The 19,825-nt window shown below is 63.6% G+C and carries 14 protein-coding genes; 7 read left to right on the top strand and 7 right to left on the bottom strand.

The features are described 5' to 3' along the window. Positions 1–5 precede the first annotated feature (5 nt). Positions 6–686 carry a winged helix-turn-helix transcriptional regulator gene (locus FY036_RS17765; protein ID WP_148916096.1) on the bottom strand — a complete coding sequence of 227 codons (681 nt, stop codon included), beginning with the start codon at positions 684–686 and terminating at the stop codon, positions 6–8. 57 nt (positions 687–743) lie between these two features. Between FY036_RS17765 and FY036_RS17760 the strand changes: the two genes are divergently transcribed. Next, positions 744–1,091: a DUF1428 domain-containing protein gene (locus tag FY036_RS17760; protein WP_148916095.1), complete on the top strand. Its 348-nt coding sequence runs from the start codon at positions 744–746 to the stop codon at positions 1,089–1,091. 65 nt (positions 1,092–1,156) lie between these two features. Here FY036_RS17760 and FY036_RS17755 read toward each other — a convergent pair whose 3' ends face one another. From FY036_RS17755 to dnaG, 3 genes are all read right to left on the bottom strand, one after another. Beyond that, on the bottom strand, positions 1,157–1,450 hold the full coding sequence (locus FY036_RS17755) for a GYD domain-containing protein (protein WP_148916094.1): 294 nt from the start codon (positions 1,448–1,450) through the stop codon (positions 1,157–1,159). Between the two features lie 213 nt (positions 1,451–1,663). After that, positions 1,664–3,679, bottom strand: coding sequence for an RNA polymerase sigma factor RpoD (rpoD, locus tag FY036_RS17750; protein ID WP_148916093.1), 2,016 nt, complete (start codon positions 3,677–3,679; stop codon positions 1,664–1,666). A 405-nt stretch (positions 3,680–4,084) separates the two neighbouring features. Continuing rightward, on the bottom strand, positions 4,085–6,025 hold the full coding sequence (gene dnaG / locus FY036_RS17745) for a DNA primase (protein ID WP_148916092.1): 1,941 nt from the start codon (positions 6,023–6,025) through the stop codon (positions 4,085–4,087). Positions 6,026–6,237: 212 nt separating this feature from the next. Here dnaG and FY036_RS17740 point away from each other — a divergent pair, with 212 nt between their 5' ends. The 3 genes from FY036_RS17740 (at position 6,238) to FY036_RS17730 (ending at position 14,969) form a co-directional block, all read left to right on the top strand. Then, positions 6,238–10,581: an Ig-like domain repeat protein gene (locus FY036_RS17740; RefSeq protein ID WP_148916091.1), complete on the top strand. Its 4,344-nt coding sequence runs from the start codon at positions 6,238–6,240 to the stop codon at positions 10,579–10,581. A 168-nt stretch (positions 10,582–10,749) separates the two neighbouring features. Beyond that, positions 10,750–13,128: a bifunctional diguanylate cyclase/phosphodiesterase gene (locus tag FY036_RS17735; protein WP_148916090.1), complete on the top strand. Its 2,379-nt coding sequence runs from the start codon at positions 10,750–10,752 to the stop codon at positions 13,126–13,128. Between the two features lie 176 nt (positions 13,129–13,304). Beyond that, positions 13,305–14,969: a Na/Pi cotransporter family protein gene (locus tag FY036_RS17730; RefSeq protein WP_148916089.1), complete on the top strand. Its 1,665-nt coding sequence runs from the start codon at positions 13,305–13,307 to the stop codon at positions 14,967–14,969. A gap of 42 nt (positions 14,970–15,011) precedes the next feature. On the opposite strand, the gene FY036_RS17725 is transcribed toward FY036_RS17730, so the two are convergent. After that, a complete protein-coding gene (locus tag FY036_RS17725) occupies positions 15,012–15,461 on the bottom strand; it encodes a GatB/YqeY domain-containing protein (RefSeq protein ID WP_148916088.1) in 450 nt (149 codons plus the stop codon). Between the two features lie 194 nt (positions 15,462–15,655). On the opposite strand from FY036_RS17725, the gene carA reads away from it, so the two are divergent. After that, on the top strand, positions 15,656–16,864 hold the full coding sequence (carA, locus tag FY036_RS17720) for a glutamine-hydrolyzing carbamoyl-phosphate synthase small subunit (RefSeq protein WP_148916087.1): 1,209 nt from the start codon (positions 15,656–15,658) through the stop codon (positions 16,862–16,864). 6 nt (positions 16,865–16,870) lie between these two features. Here carA and FY036_RS17715 read toward each other — a convergent pair whose 3' ends face one another. Continuing rightward, complete coding sequence (locus FY036_RS17715) at positions 16,871–17,392, bottom strand: DUF2937 family protein (RefSeq protein ID WP_148916086.1); 522 nt, start codon at positions 17,390–17,392, stop codon at positions 16,871–16,873. Between the two features lie 158 nt (positions 17,393–17,550). Here FY036_RS17715 and FY036_RS17710 point away from each other — a divergent pair, with 158 nt between their 5' ends. Beyond that, on the top strand, positions 17,551–18,117 hold the full coding sequence (locus FY036_RS17710; protein WP_148916085.1) for a hemerythrin domain-containing protein: 567 nt from the start codon (positions 17,551–17,553) through the stop codon (positions 18,115–18,117). A gap of 123 nt (positions 18,118–18,240) precedes the next feature. Here the strand turns inward: FY036_RS17710 and FY036_RS17705 are convergent, their stop codons facing one another. After that, complete coding sequence (locus tag FY036_RS17705; RefSeq protein ID WP_148916084.1) at positions 18,241–18,945, bottom strand: TetR/AcrR family transcriptional regulator; 705 nt, start codon at positions 18,943–18,945, stop codon at positions 18,241–18,243. 117 nt (positions 18,946–19,062) lie between these two features. Between FY036_RS17705 and FY036_RS17700 the strand changes: the two genes are divergently transcribed. After that, the gene (locus tag FY036_RS17700) at positions 19,063–19,815 is read left to right on the top strand and encodes an SDR family NAD(P)-dependent oxidoreductase (protein ID WP_148916297.1); all 753 of its coding nucleotides are present in this window, start codon (positions 19,063–19,065) and stop codon (positions 19,813–19,815) included. Positions 19,816–19,825: the final 10 nt, after the last annotated feature.

Raw genomic sequence — 19,825 nt, 5'->3', positions numbered from 1 at the left:
CCGGCTCAACCCGCCGCCTTTTCCGGCAGCTCGAAGATGGCGGAAAAGGCGGCGAGCGCCTGCCGGTCGCCTTCGACCGTGACGGCTCCTTCCCTCTCCAGCACGGCCAGATCGGTGAAGCCGTAGATCGAGCCGACGATCGAGCCCGGTGTACCGGTTATGGTCACGTCGGCATCGCGCGCCTCGCCCCGTTCGCCGGTCAGTTGGCCATCCCTTACCGTGGCCCAGTAGGCGCCGTCGCCGCAGCGAAACGCAATGGTGACGTCGATATCGCCCGCGCGCGCCGGATCGAACATCGCGCGCAGCGACAGCATCATCGAAACGGCGCTCAACGGCATTTTGGGGTCCAGCAACGGCGAGCGCGCACCCCACCGCCCAAGGCCGAGGATGACGGGTTCGCTTTCGCGCCCCCAATCGGTCAGCTCATAGACCTGTACGGATGCAGGCGGCGGCAGCTTGCGCCGCCGCGCCACGCCTGCTGCCTCCAGCCCCTCCAGCCGCTGCGTCAGCACGTTGGCGCTGATGCCCGGCAGGTCGGCCTTGAGGTCGCCGAACCGGCGCGGCCCCAGCATCAGCTCGCGCATCACCAGAAGCGCCCAGCGCTCGCCGACGAGATCGAGCGCGTGGGCGGTTCCGCATGCGTCATCATAGCGGCGCGGCTTGCTAGTTATTTTTTCTAACTTCATACTTGTATTTTATAACCTATGCTGCCATCATTCTCAAGCCAACAGAGGAGAATGGTCATGAGTTACATCGACGGAATGGTGGCCGCAGTGCCGACGGCAAACAAGGCCGAATATCTCAAGCACGCAGCGGAAACTTCTGCCCTTTTCAAGGAACATGGTGCCACCGCCTGCGTCGAGGCATGGGGCAACGAGGTGCCCAGGGGCGAAGTTACGGATTTTCACCGCTCCGTGCAGGCCAAGGAAGACGAGACCATCGTGCTGTCCTGGATCATGTGGCCGAGCAAGGCGGTTCGTGACGACGCGTGGGAAAAGCTGATGCAGGACGAGCGCATGATGTCGATGGACATGCCCTTCGACGGCAAGCGCATGATTTATGGCGGTTTCGACATCCTGGTCGATGGCTAGAGCATCGCGCAACGAAATAGGGCGGCCCCTCATGGCCGCCCTCGCGGCTTTCGGCCGGCAAACGATCAGCCCAGCGAGTTGATGATTTCGCGGTAGGCGGCTTCGGGGAAGGCCTTCAGCGTCCTCGTCCGCACATTTCCGCCCATGGCGAGCTTGAGCCCGAAGCGCGCCATCACCGCGTCGTCGGGCGCTTCGCAGACGGCCACCATGTCGGCATCGCCCATGGTCAGGTAAAACTCCCGGAACGTGCCGCCCATGTCGGCCAGAAGCTTCCTGGCCGCGTCGAGCCGCTTCGGAGAATCGCTCACGGCCTTCATGCCCTGGTCGGTCCAGTTCACGAGCACGATGTAAGTGGACATGTCACACCTCCCTCGGCCGCCGTGGCACGGGTTGGCGCGCGGCGCCGGTTTTCGCTCCTTCGCCCTGCTCGCAGCATGCGCTTCACCGGCAAGGCGGCAAAGCCCGACGAGAGCCGATCCGACGGCCCAAATGGCGTTGCCACCCCTCAAAACGAATGAGCCGGCACCACCTTTCGATGGCACCGGCTCGAAATGTCGCTGAGGGCCGAAGCGTCAGCTGTCGAGGAACGAACGCAGCTTGCGCGACCGGCTCGGGTGCTTGAGCTTGCGCAGCGCCTTGGCCTCGATCTGGCGGATGCGCTCGCGCGTGACCGAGAACTGCTGGCCGACTTCCTCCAGCGTGTGATCGGTGTTCATGCCGATGCCGAAACGCATGCGCAGCACGCGCTCCTCGCGCGGCGTGAGCGAGGCCAGAACGCGCGTGGTCGTCTCGCGCAAATTCGCCTGGATCGCCGCGTCGATGGGCAGGATCGCCATCTTGTCCTCGATGAAATCGCCGAGGTGCGAGTCTTCCTCGTCGCCCACGGGGGTTTCGAGCGAGATCGGCTCCTTGGCGATCTTGAGGACCTTGCGCACCTTCTCCAGCGGCATCGCCAGCTTCTCGGCCAGCTCTTCCGGCGTCGGCTCGCGGCCGATCTCGTGCAGCATCTGGCGCGAGGTGCGCACGATCTTGTTGATCGTCTCGATCATGTGCACGGGAATACGGATGGTGCGGGCCTGATCGGCGATCGAGCGGGTGATCGCCTGCCGGATCCACCAGGTGGCGTAGGTCGAGAACTTGTAGCCTCTGCGGTACTCGAACTTGTCCACCGCCTTCATCAGGCCAATATTGCCTTCCTGGATGAGATCGAGGAACTGCAGGCCGCGGTTCGTGTACTTCTTGGCGATGGAGATCACGAGACGCAGGTTCGCCTCGACCATCTCCTTCTTGGCGATGGCCGCCTCGCGCTCGCCCTTCTGCACCTGATTGACGATCTTGCGGAACTCGAGGATCGAGATGGCGGTCTCGGTCGCGAGGTTCTGGATCTCGCCGCGGATTTCCTTGATCGTCTCTTTTTCGTTCTGGTAGAACTCCTTCCAGCCGCGGCTGGACAGGTTGGCGATCGACTTCAGCCAGTTCGGGTCGAGCTCGGTGCCCTGATATTCCCTCAGGAACTCCTCGCGGCGCACGCCGTAGCTCTCGGCCAGACGAAGCAGCTTGCCCTCGTTCTGAACCAGACGCTTGTTGATGTCGTAGAGCTGCTCGACCAGCGCCTCGATGCGGGCCTGGTTGAGCGACAGCGACTTCACCGCCGTAATCAGCTCTTCCTTGAGCTTCTTGTACGACCGCTCCTGGCTGGAAGACAGCGCCCCGCTGGCGGCAAGGCGTGCCTCGACCTGCTGGTCCTGCAGCTTGCGCAGCTTCTTGTAGGTCGATGCGATGACGTCGAGCGTCTCCATCACCTGCGGACGAAGTTCGGCCTCCATCGCGGCGAGCGACAGGTTGGTCTCGTCTTCCTCGTCGTCCTCTTCCTCCGGCCGGCTCTCGCCGCCGACATTGGTGATGTCGTCGTCTTCGCGGCCGCGGCGGACCTTGTCGTCGGCCTTCGGCTTCTCGTCCTCGTCGGCGCGCTCCACCGTCGGGGCCTGCTTGGCCTCCGGGCCGGCATAGGTGGCCTCGAGGTCGATGATCTCGCGCAGGAGGATCTTCGATTCGTTGAGCTCGTCGCGCCAGATGATGATGGCCTGGAAGGTCAGCGGGCTCTCGCACAGGCCGGCGATCATCGTCTCGCGGCCGGCCTCGATGCGCTTGGCGATGGCGATCTCGCCCTCGCGCGACAGAAGCTCCACAGAGCCCATCTCGCGCAGGTACATGCGCACGGGGTCGTCGGTGCGGTCGGTCGGCTCCTTCTTGGTCGTCGCGGCGACGACGGCGGTGCCGGTCTGCTCGGCAAGCTCGTTGGCGTCTTCCTCGGCGTCGGAGCCGTCGGCCTCGCCCTCCTCGCCCGCCTCGTCGTCCTCAACGACGTTGATGCCCATGTCGGACAGCATCGCGTTGATGTCTTCGATGCGGTCGGGGTCGGTTTCCTCGGAAGGAAGGACTGCGTTCAGTTCGGTGAGGGTGACATAGCCGCGCTTCTTGGCGAGCTTTATCATCTTCTTGACAGCGTCGTCGGAAAGGTCGAGCAGGGGACCGTCGGTCGCACCCTCGCGTTCGTTTTCGACCTCTTCCTTCTCTTTTGTCGCCATATTGTTCTTTCTCCAAGCGGCGGAAGCTTCGTCGGGGCGGTCAAAGCCCCTGCATACGCGTCAGGACGGGTGTCGTTCGCGCGTAGACGGCGATAGCTGCGTTTGCCTTAATTCCCGATTAACCCTGGTATCCGGCATATATGGCGCACACCCTTGCCCGTCCAACCAGCCGCGCCTTTAATTCGGTCAAATACGGGTCCTGCCCGCATTTATCGATTGCGATCGTCCTGATTCCGTCATTCACGCGGAAGGTCAAGCGGCTAGAGCTGATTCGGGCAAAAAAAGCGAATCAATTGCGTGTAAGCCGGCATCTTGCCATCCAGATGGCAAGATCATGCCGCGAGGCCACCAGCCTCGCAGCGCCTATGTAGAGAGCGTGCCCGGTTTCGACAAGTGCCCCTCGCCTCAGGCGCCCTGGGCACGCCCGGACGACACGCCGAACCCATCGACCAACGCCTCCAGCCTTTCGAGGTTGGCGATGTCCATGCTGATGGCGTTGAGGACGTGCAGGAGGTGCTGGCACGACTGCTCCTCGCCACTTTCCACCGCTTCGGCCAGTGCCGCCTCGACGCTGGAGCGCTGCCTGCGCAGTTCCCTCGTGCGCGAATGAAGGGCGGCGAGCTGGTTGAACGCCTCGCGGGCATCGTCGAGCGCGGCATCCTCCAGCGCCGGCCACAGCCGCGCGCGGCGAACCAGCGCCACGGCCGCCTGCCACGATCCGGCCAGTCCCGCCATCTCCAGCACACCGATCAGCGCCGCACGCTCGTGTTCGATGCCGTGGGCAACCGCGTCGAGCAGCGCCGCGTGGAGACGCTTGAGTTCCGGATGCGGCAAATCCATGTGCTCGAAGGCGTCGAAATAATCGTCCATCAGTGTCGGGTGGTTGACCATGGCCACCAGCATCGCGGTGTCGCGCAGCGGCAGCGGGCCGCTGTTTCCCTTGACGAGAGCGGAGCGCGCCAGACTGTCCGTCATGGGCGTTCGCCCCGCAGCCTGCCCCGGACGCCCGCGCCCGCCGCCTGTCCGGTCCTGCCCGCCGAAGCGGTTGTCACGAGGCCGCTCGCGCCCGAAGAAGGCCTGAACGCGCTCGCGCATGTCCTGGCTGTAGTGACGGCGAACGCTCTCGTCCTTGATTCGCGAGGTGAGCTCGCGCAGCGTGCGCTCCAGTTCCGCCCGCCGCTCGGGCGTATCGAACACGCCGCCCGACGTTTCGCGCAACCACAGCATCTCGGCCAGCGGCCGCGCCTGAGCCAACACCTCGCGGAACGCTTCGGGACCGTTCGCCTTGACCAGATCGTCGGGGTCCTGCCCTTCAGGCAGCAGCGCGAAACGCACGGTGCGGCCCGCCTGCACCAGAGGCAGAGCGAGGTCGGCCGCCCGCCATGCCGCCTTGAGCCCCGCCTGGTCGCCGTCGAAGCACAGCACCGGCTCGCCCGTCATGCGCCACAAGAGGTCGAGCTGGTTTTCGGTCAGCGCGGTGCCGAGCGGGGCCACCGCATTCTCGAACCCCGCCTGCGCCAGGGCGATCACGTCCATATAGCCTTCGACCGCGATCACGGTTCCGGCTTTTGTCTGCGCACGCCGCGCACGGGAGAAATTGTAGAGCACGTTGCCCTTGTGAAAGAGCTCCGTGTCGTTGGAATTGAGGTACTTGGCAGGCACGTCGGCCGACAGTGCGCGCCCGCCAAACGCGATCACCCTGCCCCGGCTGTCTTCTATCGGGAACATCACCCGGTCGCGGAAGCGATCGTAGGATACGGGAATGTCGGGCCCGTGGACGACCAGCCCGCACGCCTCGATCTGCTCCTTCGTCGCGCCCTTGGCGGCCAGATGCTCCTTGAGCGCGTTGCGGCTGTCGGGCGAGTAGCCAAGCCGGAAGGCCTGCTGGGTCACCGAGGTGAGTCCGCGCTCGCGCAGATAGGCACGCGCCTTCGCGCCCTCGGCGCTCTGGAGCTTGTCCTGAAAGAACTTCGTCGCAAGCTCCATCACGTCGGTCAGCGTGGTGCGCTCGCGCTCGCGGCGCTCGGCCTGCTCGTCGCGGGCAGGCATGGGCACGCCCGCCATCTCGGCGATACGCTCGACCGCCTCGGGGAAACCCATGCCGTCTAGCTCGGTCAGGAACTTGAAATGGTCGCCGGATACGCCGCAGCCGAAGCAGTGATAGCGGCCCTTGCGGTCCTCGCAGTGGAAGGAGGGAGACTTCTCTCCATGGAACGGACAGCAGGCCCAGTAGTCGCCGCGCTGCGCATTGGTCTTGCGCCGATCCCACGTCACGCGCTGGCCGATCACCGATGAAATCGGCACGCGGTCGCGTATCTCGTCGAGAAAGGAAGGTGAAAAGCGCATCGGGGGAATTCTCTTTTCCCCGATATAGGCGTTCCGCCCCCACAACGCGACTCCCCCGGCCGGGTCTTGCCCGCTTTTCACAAGCGCAACGTATGCGACACCTAATGAAAAGATGCACGCGCAGATTGACTCCGACACCGCAACGGAACTATCAAAATTCGTTCAGCAGGGCATCGATGTACGCCAAGCAAGCGTAAGGGTTGGGGCAAGTGATGATTTCTTCCACCGCCACGATAGTGGTGGCATTGTTTCTGTTGGCAATGCCTGCTCTCCGCCTCAAGACTTTCCGCCTAGCAAGCCGCCGGCACCCCATCGGATATACACTTCAAAAGGTCCTGGCCTTAACTGGCCTGTTGACTGTCTCCGCAACCGGAGCGCTTGCACAAACCATGTCATTGACGGCAACGCCTGCCACTTTCAGCACGGCAGGTCAGCTTATCAATTTCGACATAACCGTGCATTCGGGCGGCTTCGATCTAATCGCCTTCAACGGGATCGAGGACGGAAACGAAAAGATCACGCCGAACTGCGCTTTTCCGGGGAACGTCCCTCCTGGCGGCAGCTTCAACTGCACGGCGACCTACACGACCACTGCAACGGACATGGCCGCAGGCAACATCGTGCTGTTGCTTTCGGCCTCCGGCCAGCACGTCGGCGGCAACTGGTCGGTCGCGACGACGCGTTTCGACGTTCCCCGAGCAGGAGGCGGCGGGACAAACACGACTGTCAGCGTCAATCCGACAACCTCGCAGTACGGACAAAACGTGACCTTCACCGCCATCGTCACACCGAATGGAGGCGGAACGCCGACAGGAAGCGTCGAGTTTGCCATAGGCCCATTCGGCTCGCCCCTTCTTACAGGCACCGCAACGCTTTCAGGCAACACCGCGACCTACACGACGAACAGCATTCCCGCCGGGACCCACTCCTTTCAGGCATCCTACCAAGGTGACGGCGATTATGGAGGCAGCATAGGTTTGTCTGGCGCAACGCTAACCGTTGACCGCGCCACGACAACTACTGTCATCACTTCGAGCCGGAACCCCGCCGACAGTAATCAAAGCGTGGTCATTACCGCCGCAGTTTCGAGCGACATAGGCCTTGGCACAGCAACCGGAACAGTAAGTTTCCGAGTCGACGGCAGCACCCCTTTCGACATCCCGATCGATGCGAATGGTAACGCCAGCGTCATTATAGGTGACGGCGAAGAGAGAACCTATACGATAACCGCCGAGTATGGCGGAGACACCAACCTCGCGGGCTCTACCGCCACGCCCTTCGTTCAGGTTTTCACCCGACCCCCGATCACGATTGCGCCTGCGACACTTTCGGCGGGCGAGGTTGGTGCTGTCTACTTCGCGCAACTGATCGCCAGCGATGGCACGGCGCCATACAGCTTCAGCAGTGCGGACGCGCCCGCTTGGCTTACCGTTTCCGCTGGGGGGCTGATTTCAGGCTTGCCTACAATGGCGGGCTCCTATCCTTTCACGGTGACCGCGACGGATAACACCAACTACACCGGCAGTGTTTCCTACACACTGGTCGTAGACGAGGGAGATACCGTCACGGCTCTCGCGTCCTCGTTGAATCCGTCTAGTGCAGGTGACAGCGTCACTTTTACCGCTACGGTTACGGCGGCATCAGGCGGAGGCGTACCAACCGGGTCGGTAACCTTCGGTGTCGATGGCGCACCGCAGCCCCCGGTCGCACTGGACGCTGGCGGCACAGCAGCCTTGACGATATCGACCCTCTTGCCGAGAACCTACCAGATCACTGCAGAATACTCCGGCGACGCTAACTATCTCGCCTCCGATGAATCGCTGACTCAGACAGTCGACTGGATCGCTTCGACGGTGGGACTTGTCTCCAGCCAGAACCCTTCCATTGTCGGAGATAGCATTACATTCACTGCTACCGTCTCGTCCGCTGCCTCCGCCTTCGTGCCGACAGGTTCGGTATCGTTCACCGTCAACGGAGTCACAGAGCCAAGCGTTCTGTTGGACGCGAACGGCGAAGCGACCTTCACAACCGACCAACTTCCAATAGGAACGAACGGAATTATCGCCGATTACGATGGCGACGATATGCACTGGCACTCATCAACCGCGTTCACGCAGACCGTCGACCAGATCGGAACAACCACCGCGCTTGTATCCAGCCAGAATCCGTCCAATGCGGGTGAGCCCGTAGTTTTCACGGCGACCGTGACCGGGGGCCCCGGCGGCGGCACGCCGACCGGTTCGGTTGTTTTCGAAATCGACGGCTTGTCGCAACCGGCGGTGCCTTTAGACGTCAACGGCCGTGCATCGTTTTCCGCCGACACGCTCGCGCCAGGACCGCATACAATCGTTGCCAGGTACTCCGGCGATGCAGATTACACCATTTCGGAGGCGCTGCTGTTGCAGTTCGTGGAAGTGCTTGGCACGACCACCACGCTTGTTTCCAGCCAGAACCCGTCCAACGCAGGAGAAAACGTTACGTTTACGGCGACGGTTACGACGACGTCGGGGGCGAGTACGCCGACCGGCACCATGAAGTTCTCAATCGATGGCGTTCCGCAAGCTCCGGTTGCCCTGAACAACGCCGGTCAGGCAATCTTCTCGACGGCAGAATTGCCCGATGGCCTGACTAACGTCGCCGCCGACTATTCAGGCGATACAAATTTCACCGCATCATCCGACTCGCTGGTGCAGGTCGTCATGCAGGACGGGACCACGACCACAATCGTTTCCAGTCAGAACCCCTCCGGCGCAGGCGACAGTGTAGAGTTCACGGCTACCGTTACAGCACAATCCGGGAGCGGCATACCAACGGGTTTCGTTACCTTCTTCATTGATGGCTCTTCACAGACATCGGCCTCGCTGGGTTCCGGAGGGGTGGCGACCTTCTCAACCAACCGGTTCGTTCCAGGCGCCAATCTGGTCACGGCTCAATATTCCGGTGACCAAAACCACTTGGGCTCTAGCGGTACACTGACACAAACCGTCGGGCAGATCGCCACCACCACTACCCTGGTTTCCAGCGCCAACCCGAGCGATCCGGGCCAACCCGTGACCTTCACAGCAACGGTTGTATCCTCTCTGCCAGGCAACGAACCCGACGGAGCGGTCACCTTTACCATCGATGGTTCAGACAAGCCTCCCGTAGAGTTATCCGGAGGACTGGCGTCGTTCACCACCGTCCCGCACTCTGGCGGCGACTTTAGTGTCACGGCTACATATGTCGGCACTGCCAGCCACACAGGAAGCGCTTCGCCGCAACTCGTCCAACGGGTCAGGTCGCTGGGCACCGTGGTGATCCGCCAGACCGCGAGCGGATCGGATGGCACGTTTGCCTTCACGTCGCCCACCGCCGGCCTCAACCTCTCGCTTGCGACGAGCGGAGGCCAGGCCCAAAGTGTGCCCATACAGCTTCCGGCAGGCGTCTACAGCGTTACGGCGCAAGAAACCGACGGCTTCGCGCTGGTTGCCATTACCTGCAGTGATCCGGACAGCCTCGGCAACGTCGAGGCCCGCACGGCCTCCATCACTCTGGCGGCAGGCGAAGCGGTGACCTGCACCTTCGCGTCGCTGAACTCCGCAGAGCAGACCACGCAGATGATCGGCGCGTTACTCGAAGCGCGCGGCGGCATCATCATGTCGCACCAGACGGACATGCAGCGTCGGATCGACCGCCTCAACGGCGTAGCACCTTCGATGGGCAATCCCGTGTCGATGCTCAGTTCCTACCTGCCGGGCATGATCGACGGTGGCGCATTATCCATGTCGACGAGCCTGGCCCAGATCGACCGGCTGGCCGGCAATGAACAGCCTTCCCGCTTCGACGTGTGGTTCGATGCCACCTATGGCCGCTTCGACACGTCTGGCGAGGACGGCCGGTTCGCCATTGCGGCACTCGGCGCCGACTATCTTGTCAACCGCAACCTGCTGGTAGGCGCGTTCCTGCAGGTCGATCATTTGAGGCAGTCGCCCGCTCTCGATGGAAGCTTCGTCCGCGGTACCGGCTGGCTGGCCGGACCATACGCGACCTCCCGCCTCTCCGAGCACCTGTTCCTCGATCTGGTGGCCGCCGCCGGTACGTCGGACAACGACATCAGCCCGTTCGGCACCTATGTCGACGGCTTCGACACCTTCCGCTGGCTGGCCAGCGCCAGGCTCACGGGCCACTGGACGCATGGCGCGTGGACGTTCACGCCACAGGCAGGGTTCTCGTGGTTCTCCGAACAGTCCCGCGCCTATATCGACAGCCTCGGCGTCGCGGTTCCGACGCTCGACGTCGGCATCGGACAGTTCGCATTCGGCCCCGGCATCGCCTATCGCCACATGCTGGAGGGCGGGACGGTTATCGAACCCAATCTTCGGCTGGAAGCGGTAAGCGAATTTCGACGCAGCGATGCAAGCGAAAACACTACCGACTTCTATGGCCGCATCAATGCCGGGACCGATGTACGCTTGCCCGCCGGCGCGGCCGTTGGACTGTCGCTCAACTATTCCGGTATCGGCGGCGATACAAAAAGCTACGGTGCCAGGCTGAGGGTTTCCGTCCCGTTGCAGTAACGGCGCCTCTTCGCATCTGCCGAAGAGCATCACGCTTTGCCCGAATCGCGGCAAAAAACCGTCATTCACGCAGTATAGCCCCCCGCATTTAAAGAGATTTTCAATCTGCTTCAAATAAGGGAGATAACCGATTCAGGCGTAAGGGTTTTTCGCGGGGGCGATCAGGGCATGCTTACTGTCTATAACTGCATCGTCAACGAGCACGATCTCAGGCTCGTTGTTCTAGCGGCGGTCATCTGCGCCATCTCGGCGCTGACCGCGGTCAAGCTGCTCGATCACGTGCGCGGAGACGAGCGGAGCGGCCGCAAGGCCTGGATCGCCCTTTCGGCCGCTTCGATAGGCTTCGGCATATGGGCCACGCATTTCGTGGCCATGCTGGCCTTCTCGCCGGCGATGCCAACTGCCTACGACGCCGAACTGACAGTGCTTTCTCTGGTAATCGCAGTTGCCGTGACTGGCCTTGGCATCGGCGTCGCCACGGCGCGCGACACGCTCGACCATCGGCTTGTCGGCGGCTCGATCCTGGGCGGCGGCATCGCGGCGATGCACTTCACCGGCATGTCGGCCTTCGAGGTGCAGGGTTTCCTTGTCTGGGACCAGCGCTTCGTCGCGGCAGCCCTCGTGGTCGCAGTCGCGCTCGGAGCGCTTTCCATGCAGATCGCCCTTTCGGGCCAGCGCGGCTGGCGCCAGGTCGGCGCGGCCCTGACGCTGACGGTCGGCATCTGCGGGCTTCATTTCATCGCCATGGCAGCCGTGACCATCCAGCCCGATGTGTCCGTCGAGATCCCGGCATCGTCGATTTCCGCGACCTGGCTGGCCGCCGGCGTGGCTGCCGCCGCCTTCTCCATCCTGCTGTTCTCCGCCATCGCTCTGTGGGTCGATATCCGTGACGTGAGCCGCTCGCGCGCGGAAGAACAGCGCATGCGCGACCTCGTGAACGCCGCCGTGGAAGGCCTCGTCGTATGCCGCGAAGGGCGGATCGTCACCGCCAATGCGAGCTTCCTCGCCATGACCGGCCGCACGATGGGCGATATGCTCGACGCCGCCTTTTCCTCGCTCGTGCTCGTGGACAGCGCCAAGGCAACCGACACCGGGCAGGAAACCGCAATCGTACATGCGAACGGCGACCGCCTGCCGGTCGAAGTCATCCAGCGCGAGATCGACTATGACGGCACGCCGCACACGGTGTTCGCGCTGCGCGACCTGCGCGAGCGCCGCAAGGCCGAGGCCGACATCCGCCATCTCGCCATGCACGACACGCTGACCGGCCTGCCCAACCGCCGCGCCTTCAACGAAAGGCTGGAGCGCGAGATCAAGGCGCACTGGAACGCCAGCGACCGGTACCTGGCCCTGCTGTGCCTCGACCTCGACCGCTTCAAGGAGGTCAACGACCTGTTCGGCCACGCGGCCGGCGATGCCATGCTGCAGCGCGTGGCCGAATGCGCCTCGTCCGTGCTGAAAGATAACCAGATGCTGGCGCGCCTCGGCGGCGACGAGTTCGCCGTCATCGTTCCCGACCTTTCGGAGCCTTCCGGCGGGCAGAAGGTCGCACAGGCGATCCTGCAGGCGTTCCGCGAGGCGAACCGCAACGCCGCCAACGAAGGGCTGATGTCGACCAGCATCGGCATCGCGCTGTGCCCCGGCGATGCGACGGATGCCGAGACGCTGGTGAGCCATGCCGACACCGCACTCTACTGCGCCAAGTCTGACGGCCGCGACACGTGGCGTCACTTTGAAAAGAGCATGGGCCAGGAAGTCCGCTCGCGCCGGATGATGGAGCACGAGCTTCGATACGCCATTCCGCGCGAGGAGCTGAGCCTCGCCTACCAGCCGCAAAAGAAGCTCGACACCGGCGAAACCATCGGTTTCGAGGCGCTGCTGCGCTGGTCACACCCGCAGCGCGGCAACGTTTCGCCGGCCGTCTTCATCCCCGTCGCCGAGGAGAGCGGCAGCATCGTCACCATCGGCGAATGGGTGCTGGAGCGCGCCTGCGCGGACGCCGCAAGCTGGGCAGACAACATCACCGTGGCCGTCAACGTCTCGGCAGTGCAGCTTCACAGCCCGGACTTCACCCGCACCGTCCACGAGATACTGGTGCGCACCGGGCTTGCGCCGCACCGGCTGGAGATCGAGATCACCGAGACGGCGCTGGTGCGCGACATGAACCGTGCGCTCACCACGCTGCGCCAGATAAAGGCACTGGGCGTGAAGGTCGCGATGGACGACTTCGGCACCGGCTACTCGTCGCTGTCCAACCTGCGCGCCTTCCCGTTCGACAAGATCAAGATCGACGGCTCCTTCATCCGCTCGGTCGACACCAACCCGCAGGCCGCCACCATCGTCAAGGCCGTGCTGGGCATCGGCCGGGGCCTCGGCCTGCCAGTGCTTGCCGAGGGCGTGGAAACCTCGGCCGAGCTCGAGTTCCTGTCGAAGGAGCTGTGCCAGATCGGTCAGGGCTATCTGCTGGGCAGGCCGGGACCGATCGACCGGTTCGCGGACCAGACCGCGCAGAACATGCCGAAGGTGGAGACCGCTTCCGCTGCCTGACGGACGAAAGCGCTGCGCATAGCTGTGCGCAGTGCCTCATGGCCGCAAAATAAGTCATGCAAAGCTTACCCGGCTAAGATATAATAGCCGGGAACCAAAACGCTTTTCCGTGATTTGCACACCATGATTCTCCTCTCCCGATCCGCATTCCGCGCCGCGCGCGCCAGCGCCGCGTCATGACCGGCTCCGTCGTTCTCGTACATCTGGCAGGCGCCGTCGCCCTGCTGTTGTGGGCCACGCGCATGGTGCGCACCGGCGTCGAGCGCGCCTATGGCGACGTGCTTCGCCGCAAGCTTCGCGGCACGCTGAAGAACCCGCTTCTGGCGGTGGCGGCCGGCGGCGCGCTGGCCATCGCCTTTCAGAGCGCGACGGCCGTGTCGCTGCTGGTGGGGTCGTTCGCGGGATCGGGCATCGTTTCCAGCGCCGCCGGCCTCGTCGCCGTGCTGGGGGCCGATCTCGGTTCCGCCTTCGTGGTCAAGCTTCTGACCTTCGACCTGTCGCTGCTGGTGCCGGCGGCGCTGTTCACCGGAACCGCGATCTTCCTGGCGACCGAGCGCAGGGCGTGGCGACAGTTCGGGCGCATTCTGGTGGGCGTCGGCCTGCTGATCCTGTCGCTGCAACTGATTGGCGATGCATCGGAGCCGCTGCGCGAAAGCCGCATCCTGCCCGTCATCATCAACTACCTGTCGGGCGACCCGATCACCGCCTTCCTGATCGCCGCACTGGCGACATGGCTGTTCCACTCGAGCGTCGCGTTCATCCTGCTGGTGGTCGCGCTGGCCGCGCGCGGCCTCGTGCCGGCCGAGCTGGGCGTCGTGATGGTGCTGGGCGCAAACCTCGGTGGCGGGCTGATTGCCGCCATGCTGTCGCGCGCCATGCCGCCGGCAAGCCGTACCGTGCCGCTGGGCAACCTCGTTATCCGCGGCATCGGCGCGATGCTGGCACTGACCGGGCTGGTGTGGTTCGCACCGCCGCTGGACATGCTGGGCGCAAGCGCGCCGCTGCAACTGGTGCACGCCCACATCGCCTTCAACCTCGCGCTGGTGATCCTCGGCCTGCCCTTCGCCGGCCTCGTGACGCGCGGCGTCGAGCGATGGGCGTCCTATGCGGCGCCGGCAGCCCCCGTGACGCTGGAAGACAAGGAAGCAAGCGCGCTGGACCCCGAAGCGCTGGGCACGCCCTCGCGCGCGCTCGCCAACGTCACCCGCGCCGTCGTGGGCGTGTGCGAGACCGTCGAAGTGATGCTCAAGAACATCATGGAACTCTATGAGGAGCCGGACCGGGCGCGCATGGATGCGCTGGCCGCGCTCGACGACCGGGTGGACCGAAAGCACGCGGCCATCAAGCTCTACCTGGCGCGCATCACCACCGACGACATGAGCGAGGACGAGGAGCGCCGCACCGGCGAACTGCTGGACGCCTGCGTCAAGCTGGAGCAGGTGGGCGACATCATCGTGCGCAACATGCTGGTGCACGTGAAGAAGAAGCTCGACCGCGGGCTGACCTTTACCCCGGAGGGCTGGCGCGAACTGTCGAACCTGCACGCATCCGTGCTGTCCAATGCAAGGCTGGCCTTCAACGTGCTGATCTCGCGCGATTCGTCCACCGCGTTGCAACTGGTTCGCGAGAAGGACAGGATGCGCGACATCGAACGCGAAACGAGCCAGCGCCATTTCGAGCGGCTGCGCGAAGGCGCCAAGAAGAGCCTCGAAACCAGCACCCTGCATCTCGACACGATCCGCGACCTCAAGCAGATCAACTCGCTGCTGGCCTCAATCGCCTATCCGGTGCTGGAGGAACAGGGCCTGCTGGGGGGCACGCGACTGAAAGCTGCGGAGTGAGGCAACAGGTGGCGGCGCATTTACCGCGCCGCCTGTCGGGCGCTATGCCAGCATTTCCTTGACCGTGGCGCTCGCCTTAGAAAAATCGATGCGGCCCGGATAGCGCTCTTTCAGCACCGCCATCACCTTGCCCATGTCTCGCACGCCCTCGGCGCCGGTTTCCCTGATCGCCTCGCCGATCGCGCCGCGCACTGCGGCATCGTCCATCTGGCTCGGCAGGAATTCCTTGATGATGCCGATTTCCGAGCGCTCCTTGGCGGCGAGTTCGGCGCGGCCGCCATCTTCAAACGCCTTGGCCGATTCCTCGCGCTGCTTCACCATCTTGGTGAGGATCTGCAGGATATCCTCGTCGCTGACAGGGTCCTTGCCCGCGCCGCGATTGGCGATGTCGCGATCCTGGATCGCGGCGTTTATCAGCCGCAGGGTCGATATCCGCTCCTTGTCCTGGTTCTTCTGAGCTTCCTTGAGCTTCAGTGCGATCTTGGCCCGCATCACCTCGTCCCCTTCTCTTTCGCGTTCCGGCGGCTACCGGTCATTGACCGCGCACGGCCCTTCGCCTATGGACCGGCCGATACTATATCAATGCGCGACAGAGGCTCACGGCACCCCGCCGCGCATATGCCTGCGCGATATGTCCCGGCTGCGGGACGATTTCAAGCGCGGCCTCTCATGAATGGAGAACGGCCATGACGACGAACGAAGCGACCGCCCCCTGGACGAAGAGAAAAGCCACCGCCGTGCTGGTGCTGGCTGACGGCACCGTCATCGAAGGTTTCGGGCTGGGCGCGACCGGCCGCGTCGTCGCCGAGGTCTGCTTCAATACGGCGCTGACGGGCTATCAGGAAATCCTGACCGATCCGTCCTATGCCGGCCAGATCGTCACCTTCACCTTCCCGCACATCGGCAATATCGGCGCCAACGCAGAAGACATCGAAGACCTGAACCCGGCGGCGCGAGCGGGCGCGGTGGGCGCGATCTTCAAGGCCGACATCACATCGCCCTCGAGCTACCGCTCTGCCGAAACGCTGGGCGAATGGCTCAAGCGGCGCGGCATCATCGCCATGAGCGGCATCGACACCCGCGCGCTCACCTCCCTCATCCGCGAAAAGGGTGCGCCGAACGCCGTGATCGCGCATTCGCCTGACGGGGTGTTCGACATCGAGGCGCTGACGAAGGAGGCGCAGGCCTGGTCGGGCCTCGTGGGACTCGACCTTGCGAAGGACGTCACCTCCGGCCAGTCGTCGGTCTGGTCCGAGACGCCGTGGGTCTGGAACGAAGGCTATGGCGAGCGGGCCGAGCCCTCCATGCACGTGGTGGCCATCGACTACGGGGTCAAGCGCAACATCCTGCGCCTGCTGGCTGGCCTCGACGCCAAGGTGACGGTGGTGCCCGCCAAGACGGCCGCCGAGGACATTCTGGCGATGAAGCCGGACGGCGTGTTCCTGTCGAACGGCCCCGGCGATCCGGCCGCAACGGGCGACTATGCCGTGCCCGTCATCAAGGACCTGCTGAAGGCCGACCTGCCGGTCTTCGGCATCTGCCTCGGCCACCAGATGCTGGCGCTGGCCGTCGGCGCGAAGACGGAAAAGATGCATCAGGGCCACCACGGCGCCAACCACCCGGTGAAGGACCACACCACCGGCAAGGTGGAGATCGTATCGATGAACCACGGCTTCGCGGTGGATTCGAAGTCCCTGCCGGAAGGCGTTGAAGAGACTCACGTTTCGCTGTTCGACGGGTCCAACTGCGGCATCGCGCTGGCCGGCAAGCCGGTCTTCTCCGTGCAGCACCATCCCGAAGCCTCGCCCGGCCCGCAGGATTCGCACTACCTGTTCCGCCGCTTCGCCAACCTGATCCGCGAGCGCAAGGGCGAGCCGGCACTGGCTGAACGGTAGGTCAGCTTACCGGTATTGCCGGGATGCGGGCCGGCGCTTGCGCGGCCCGAGGCCAAGCAACCGCGAAAGCAGCGCAACCAGCGCCGCGCCGACGCCGAACCCGGCTGCTGCCCATGCCAGCCCGTGCGGCGTGATGGGCAGCGCCGGCTCGAAATCGCGCCATGCGCCTTCCATCAGGCGACGGTCGTAGTCGCGGGCCAGAGCGAGAGGCCGCGCAATCGGCGGCAGGGTGCCCATGCGAACCGCCTGCGACCAGAGGCTTTCATGACGCGCTATGGCCTCGCGCATGGAGATACCCCGGTCCTGCAGGAAGGCATCCAGCGACTGGCCGTAACGCGACAGCGCCTCCTCCCTGTTCAACCCATTGCGCGCGGCATCCTCGTCGAAGCGCGAGACGACGGCCTGCATCTCCTCGATCGCTCCGCCGAGCCGTTGGCGATATTGCTGGGCAAATTCCGGCGCCTGCCCTGCGGCAAGCGCGGTCGCAAGACCACCCGCCATGATCGCACCCTTCCGCATCAGGGGCATGTCACCTCGTCCGGGTTTCCGGTTGCATCAAATGCGAAGACTAACCCGTTGGCGTGGAAAGACAAAGGCGACATCGCCGAAAGACGCCCGCACGCGCACTTGCATAAATCGCAGGCCACATTAACTATCGGGTAGTTACCAATGGATACTGCCCTCCCATGACAATCACCATCAACCTGCTGGACGACAGCACGCGCCCCAAGGCGCCCCGGATCGAAGGCGCGACCCACGCACAGCGCCTGCAGGGCCGACGGCTCGCCATGATCCACGAGATGCACCTGCGCCAGATGGGCCAGGTTCGCCAGGCGATGGAGCATGTGGCGGCGGGCGAGAAGGGCGCAGGCGAAGAGCTGGGACAGGCGCTCTCGGCGCTCGACATGCGGCACAATTATCGCGCCTTCGGCAACATCTGCGGGCAGGAATGCGGAATGCTGACCGCACACCACACGATCGAGGACCGCTACATCTTCCCCGCGCTCGCCGAGCAGGGCAGCGAGGGCCTGCGCAAGGTGGTGGAGCGGCTGATGGCCGAGCACGAGATCATCCACCAGCTCATCGAGCGGATGGAGGAAGCAGCCGTCGATGCCATGAACGAGCCGGGCCCCACGACCTTCGCACCGCTGCGCGAAGCCTTCGAGGCGCTGGAGCGCTTCGTCGTCTCGCATTTCGGCTACGAACAGGAAGAACTCGAGGAAGCGCTGGGCTACCACCAGATCGACATGTGACCTCGACATTGGATTCTTGAGGTCACATCACCTGTACCCCTCTCTTGCCGACCAGTTCGATCAGGGGGTGTTCCCAGCCATAACCAAGATCGACGACGATGCGGCCTACAGAAGAGCTTGCTTTCAGTCGCCAGGTCGGCCGGGTTTTCCAACGGCTGCGTCCAGGAAGGCGCAAAGTTTTTGCGCATAGTCGCTGGCGGAAAGGCCACGACGACGCCACTTAGCCCGCTTTACGTACCAATCCTGCAACATCGGCTTGATGAGGGCGGCGACGAAACGAGGATCGTCGGTGACGAAACGGCCCTCCTTCGCGCCCGCCTCGAGCACTTGCGTGAACATGTGCTCGATCGCTTCCTCGCTGGCCACTGCTGCTCTGCGCCCCTCCTTTGGGAAGGACTTGGCCTCCATGAAGGCGAATGCGAACCAGGGAAGCATCGTTTCAGTCAGCATCACATGCGCAGTGACCAGCCACTTCAAATGACTTGCGGGATCAAGCCTAACCTCTACAGGCGCAGCGGCAAACACCTCATGCACTGACGAGGACACTTGCCCCAGTATCATCATCAATAATGTGTCCTTGCTATCGAAATAGGCGTAGAGCCCGCCCATGCTGACACCCGAGGCGGTGGAAATCTCGCGTAGCGAAGTGGCATGAAACCCCTGCCTGTTCGACAGGGTCAGAATGGTGTCAACTATCTTCGCGAGCTTGGCGACGGCGATCCGTGGATTGCGCACGCGTACGGCATCCTGATGCTTGACAAGGATGGCCGCGCACAATCCCTCCATGGAAAAATCGCCGTAGTCCTTCAGCGCGATCTGCGTTCCCATCAATGATCTCCCGGCCTGTCCGTGTGCCCGTCACCTTCGCTGATAACACTTGACACCTTCCGTGCGAAGCGCGAGAAAAATATCGAGCGCTCGATCGATATTTTGTTGAGGAATGCGATGTTTGAGGATCTTTCGGGCAAATGCGCGCTGGTCACGGGTGCCTCCTCGGGGCTGGGAGCGCATTTCGCCCGCCTGCTGGCCGGGCGCGGCGTCCATGTCGTCCTGGGTGCTCGCCGACGCGAAGCGTTGCAGCAATTGCGAGACGAGATCATCGGCAACGCAGGAAAGGCGGATATCGTAACCCTCGACGTTTCCAGCAAGGCATCCGTGGACGCTGCCTTCAACGAACTCCCCGCCCCGCTCGACATAGTCGTCAACAATGCAGGTATTTCCGGCTCGGCTACGGCGATGGAACTGTCTGAGGGCGAATGGGACAGCGTCATCGACACCAATCTCAAGGGCGTGTTCATGGTCGCGCAGGCAGCGGCGCGACACATGCGCGAGAGATCGCGTGGAGGTGCGATCGTAAACATCGCATCGATCATCGGGTTTCGTACGGCCGGCAGCCTGTCGGCTTACGCAGCGTCCAAAGCCGGTGCTATTCACCTGACGCGCTCGCTGGCGCTGGAGTGGGCGCGGTTCGGTATCCGCGTAAACGCGCTTTGCCCTGGTTACATCGAAACCGATATCAACCGTGATTTCTTCGCCACACCGGCAGGTGAGGCGATGGTCAGGCGCATTCCGATGCGGCGGCTTGGAAAAGCAGGGGAACTGGACGGAGCACTGCTGCTGCTAGCCTCCGATGCAGGGTCGTACATTACAGGCGCAAGCCTCGCCGCCGACGGCGGCCATCTCGTTTCTTCACTGTAAGGACCCGCCA

Origin of the sequence: Neoaquamicrobium microcysteis (assembly GCF_008180155.1) — a bacterium.
GTDB classification, from domain to species: domain Bacteria; phylum Pseudomonadota; class Alphaproteobacteria; order Rhizobiales; family Rhizobiaceae; genus Aerobium; species Aerobium microcysteis.
The sequence above is the reverse complement of the archived record's forward strand: the minus strand, read 5'-3'. Positions and strand labels throughout refer to the sequence as shown.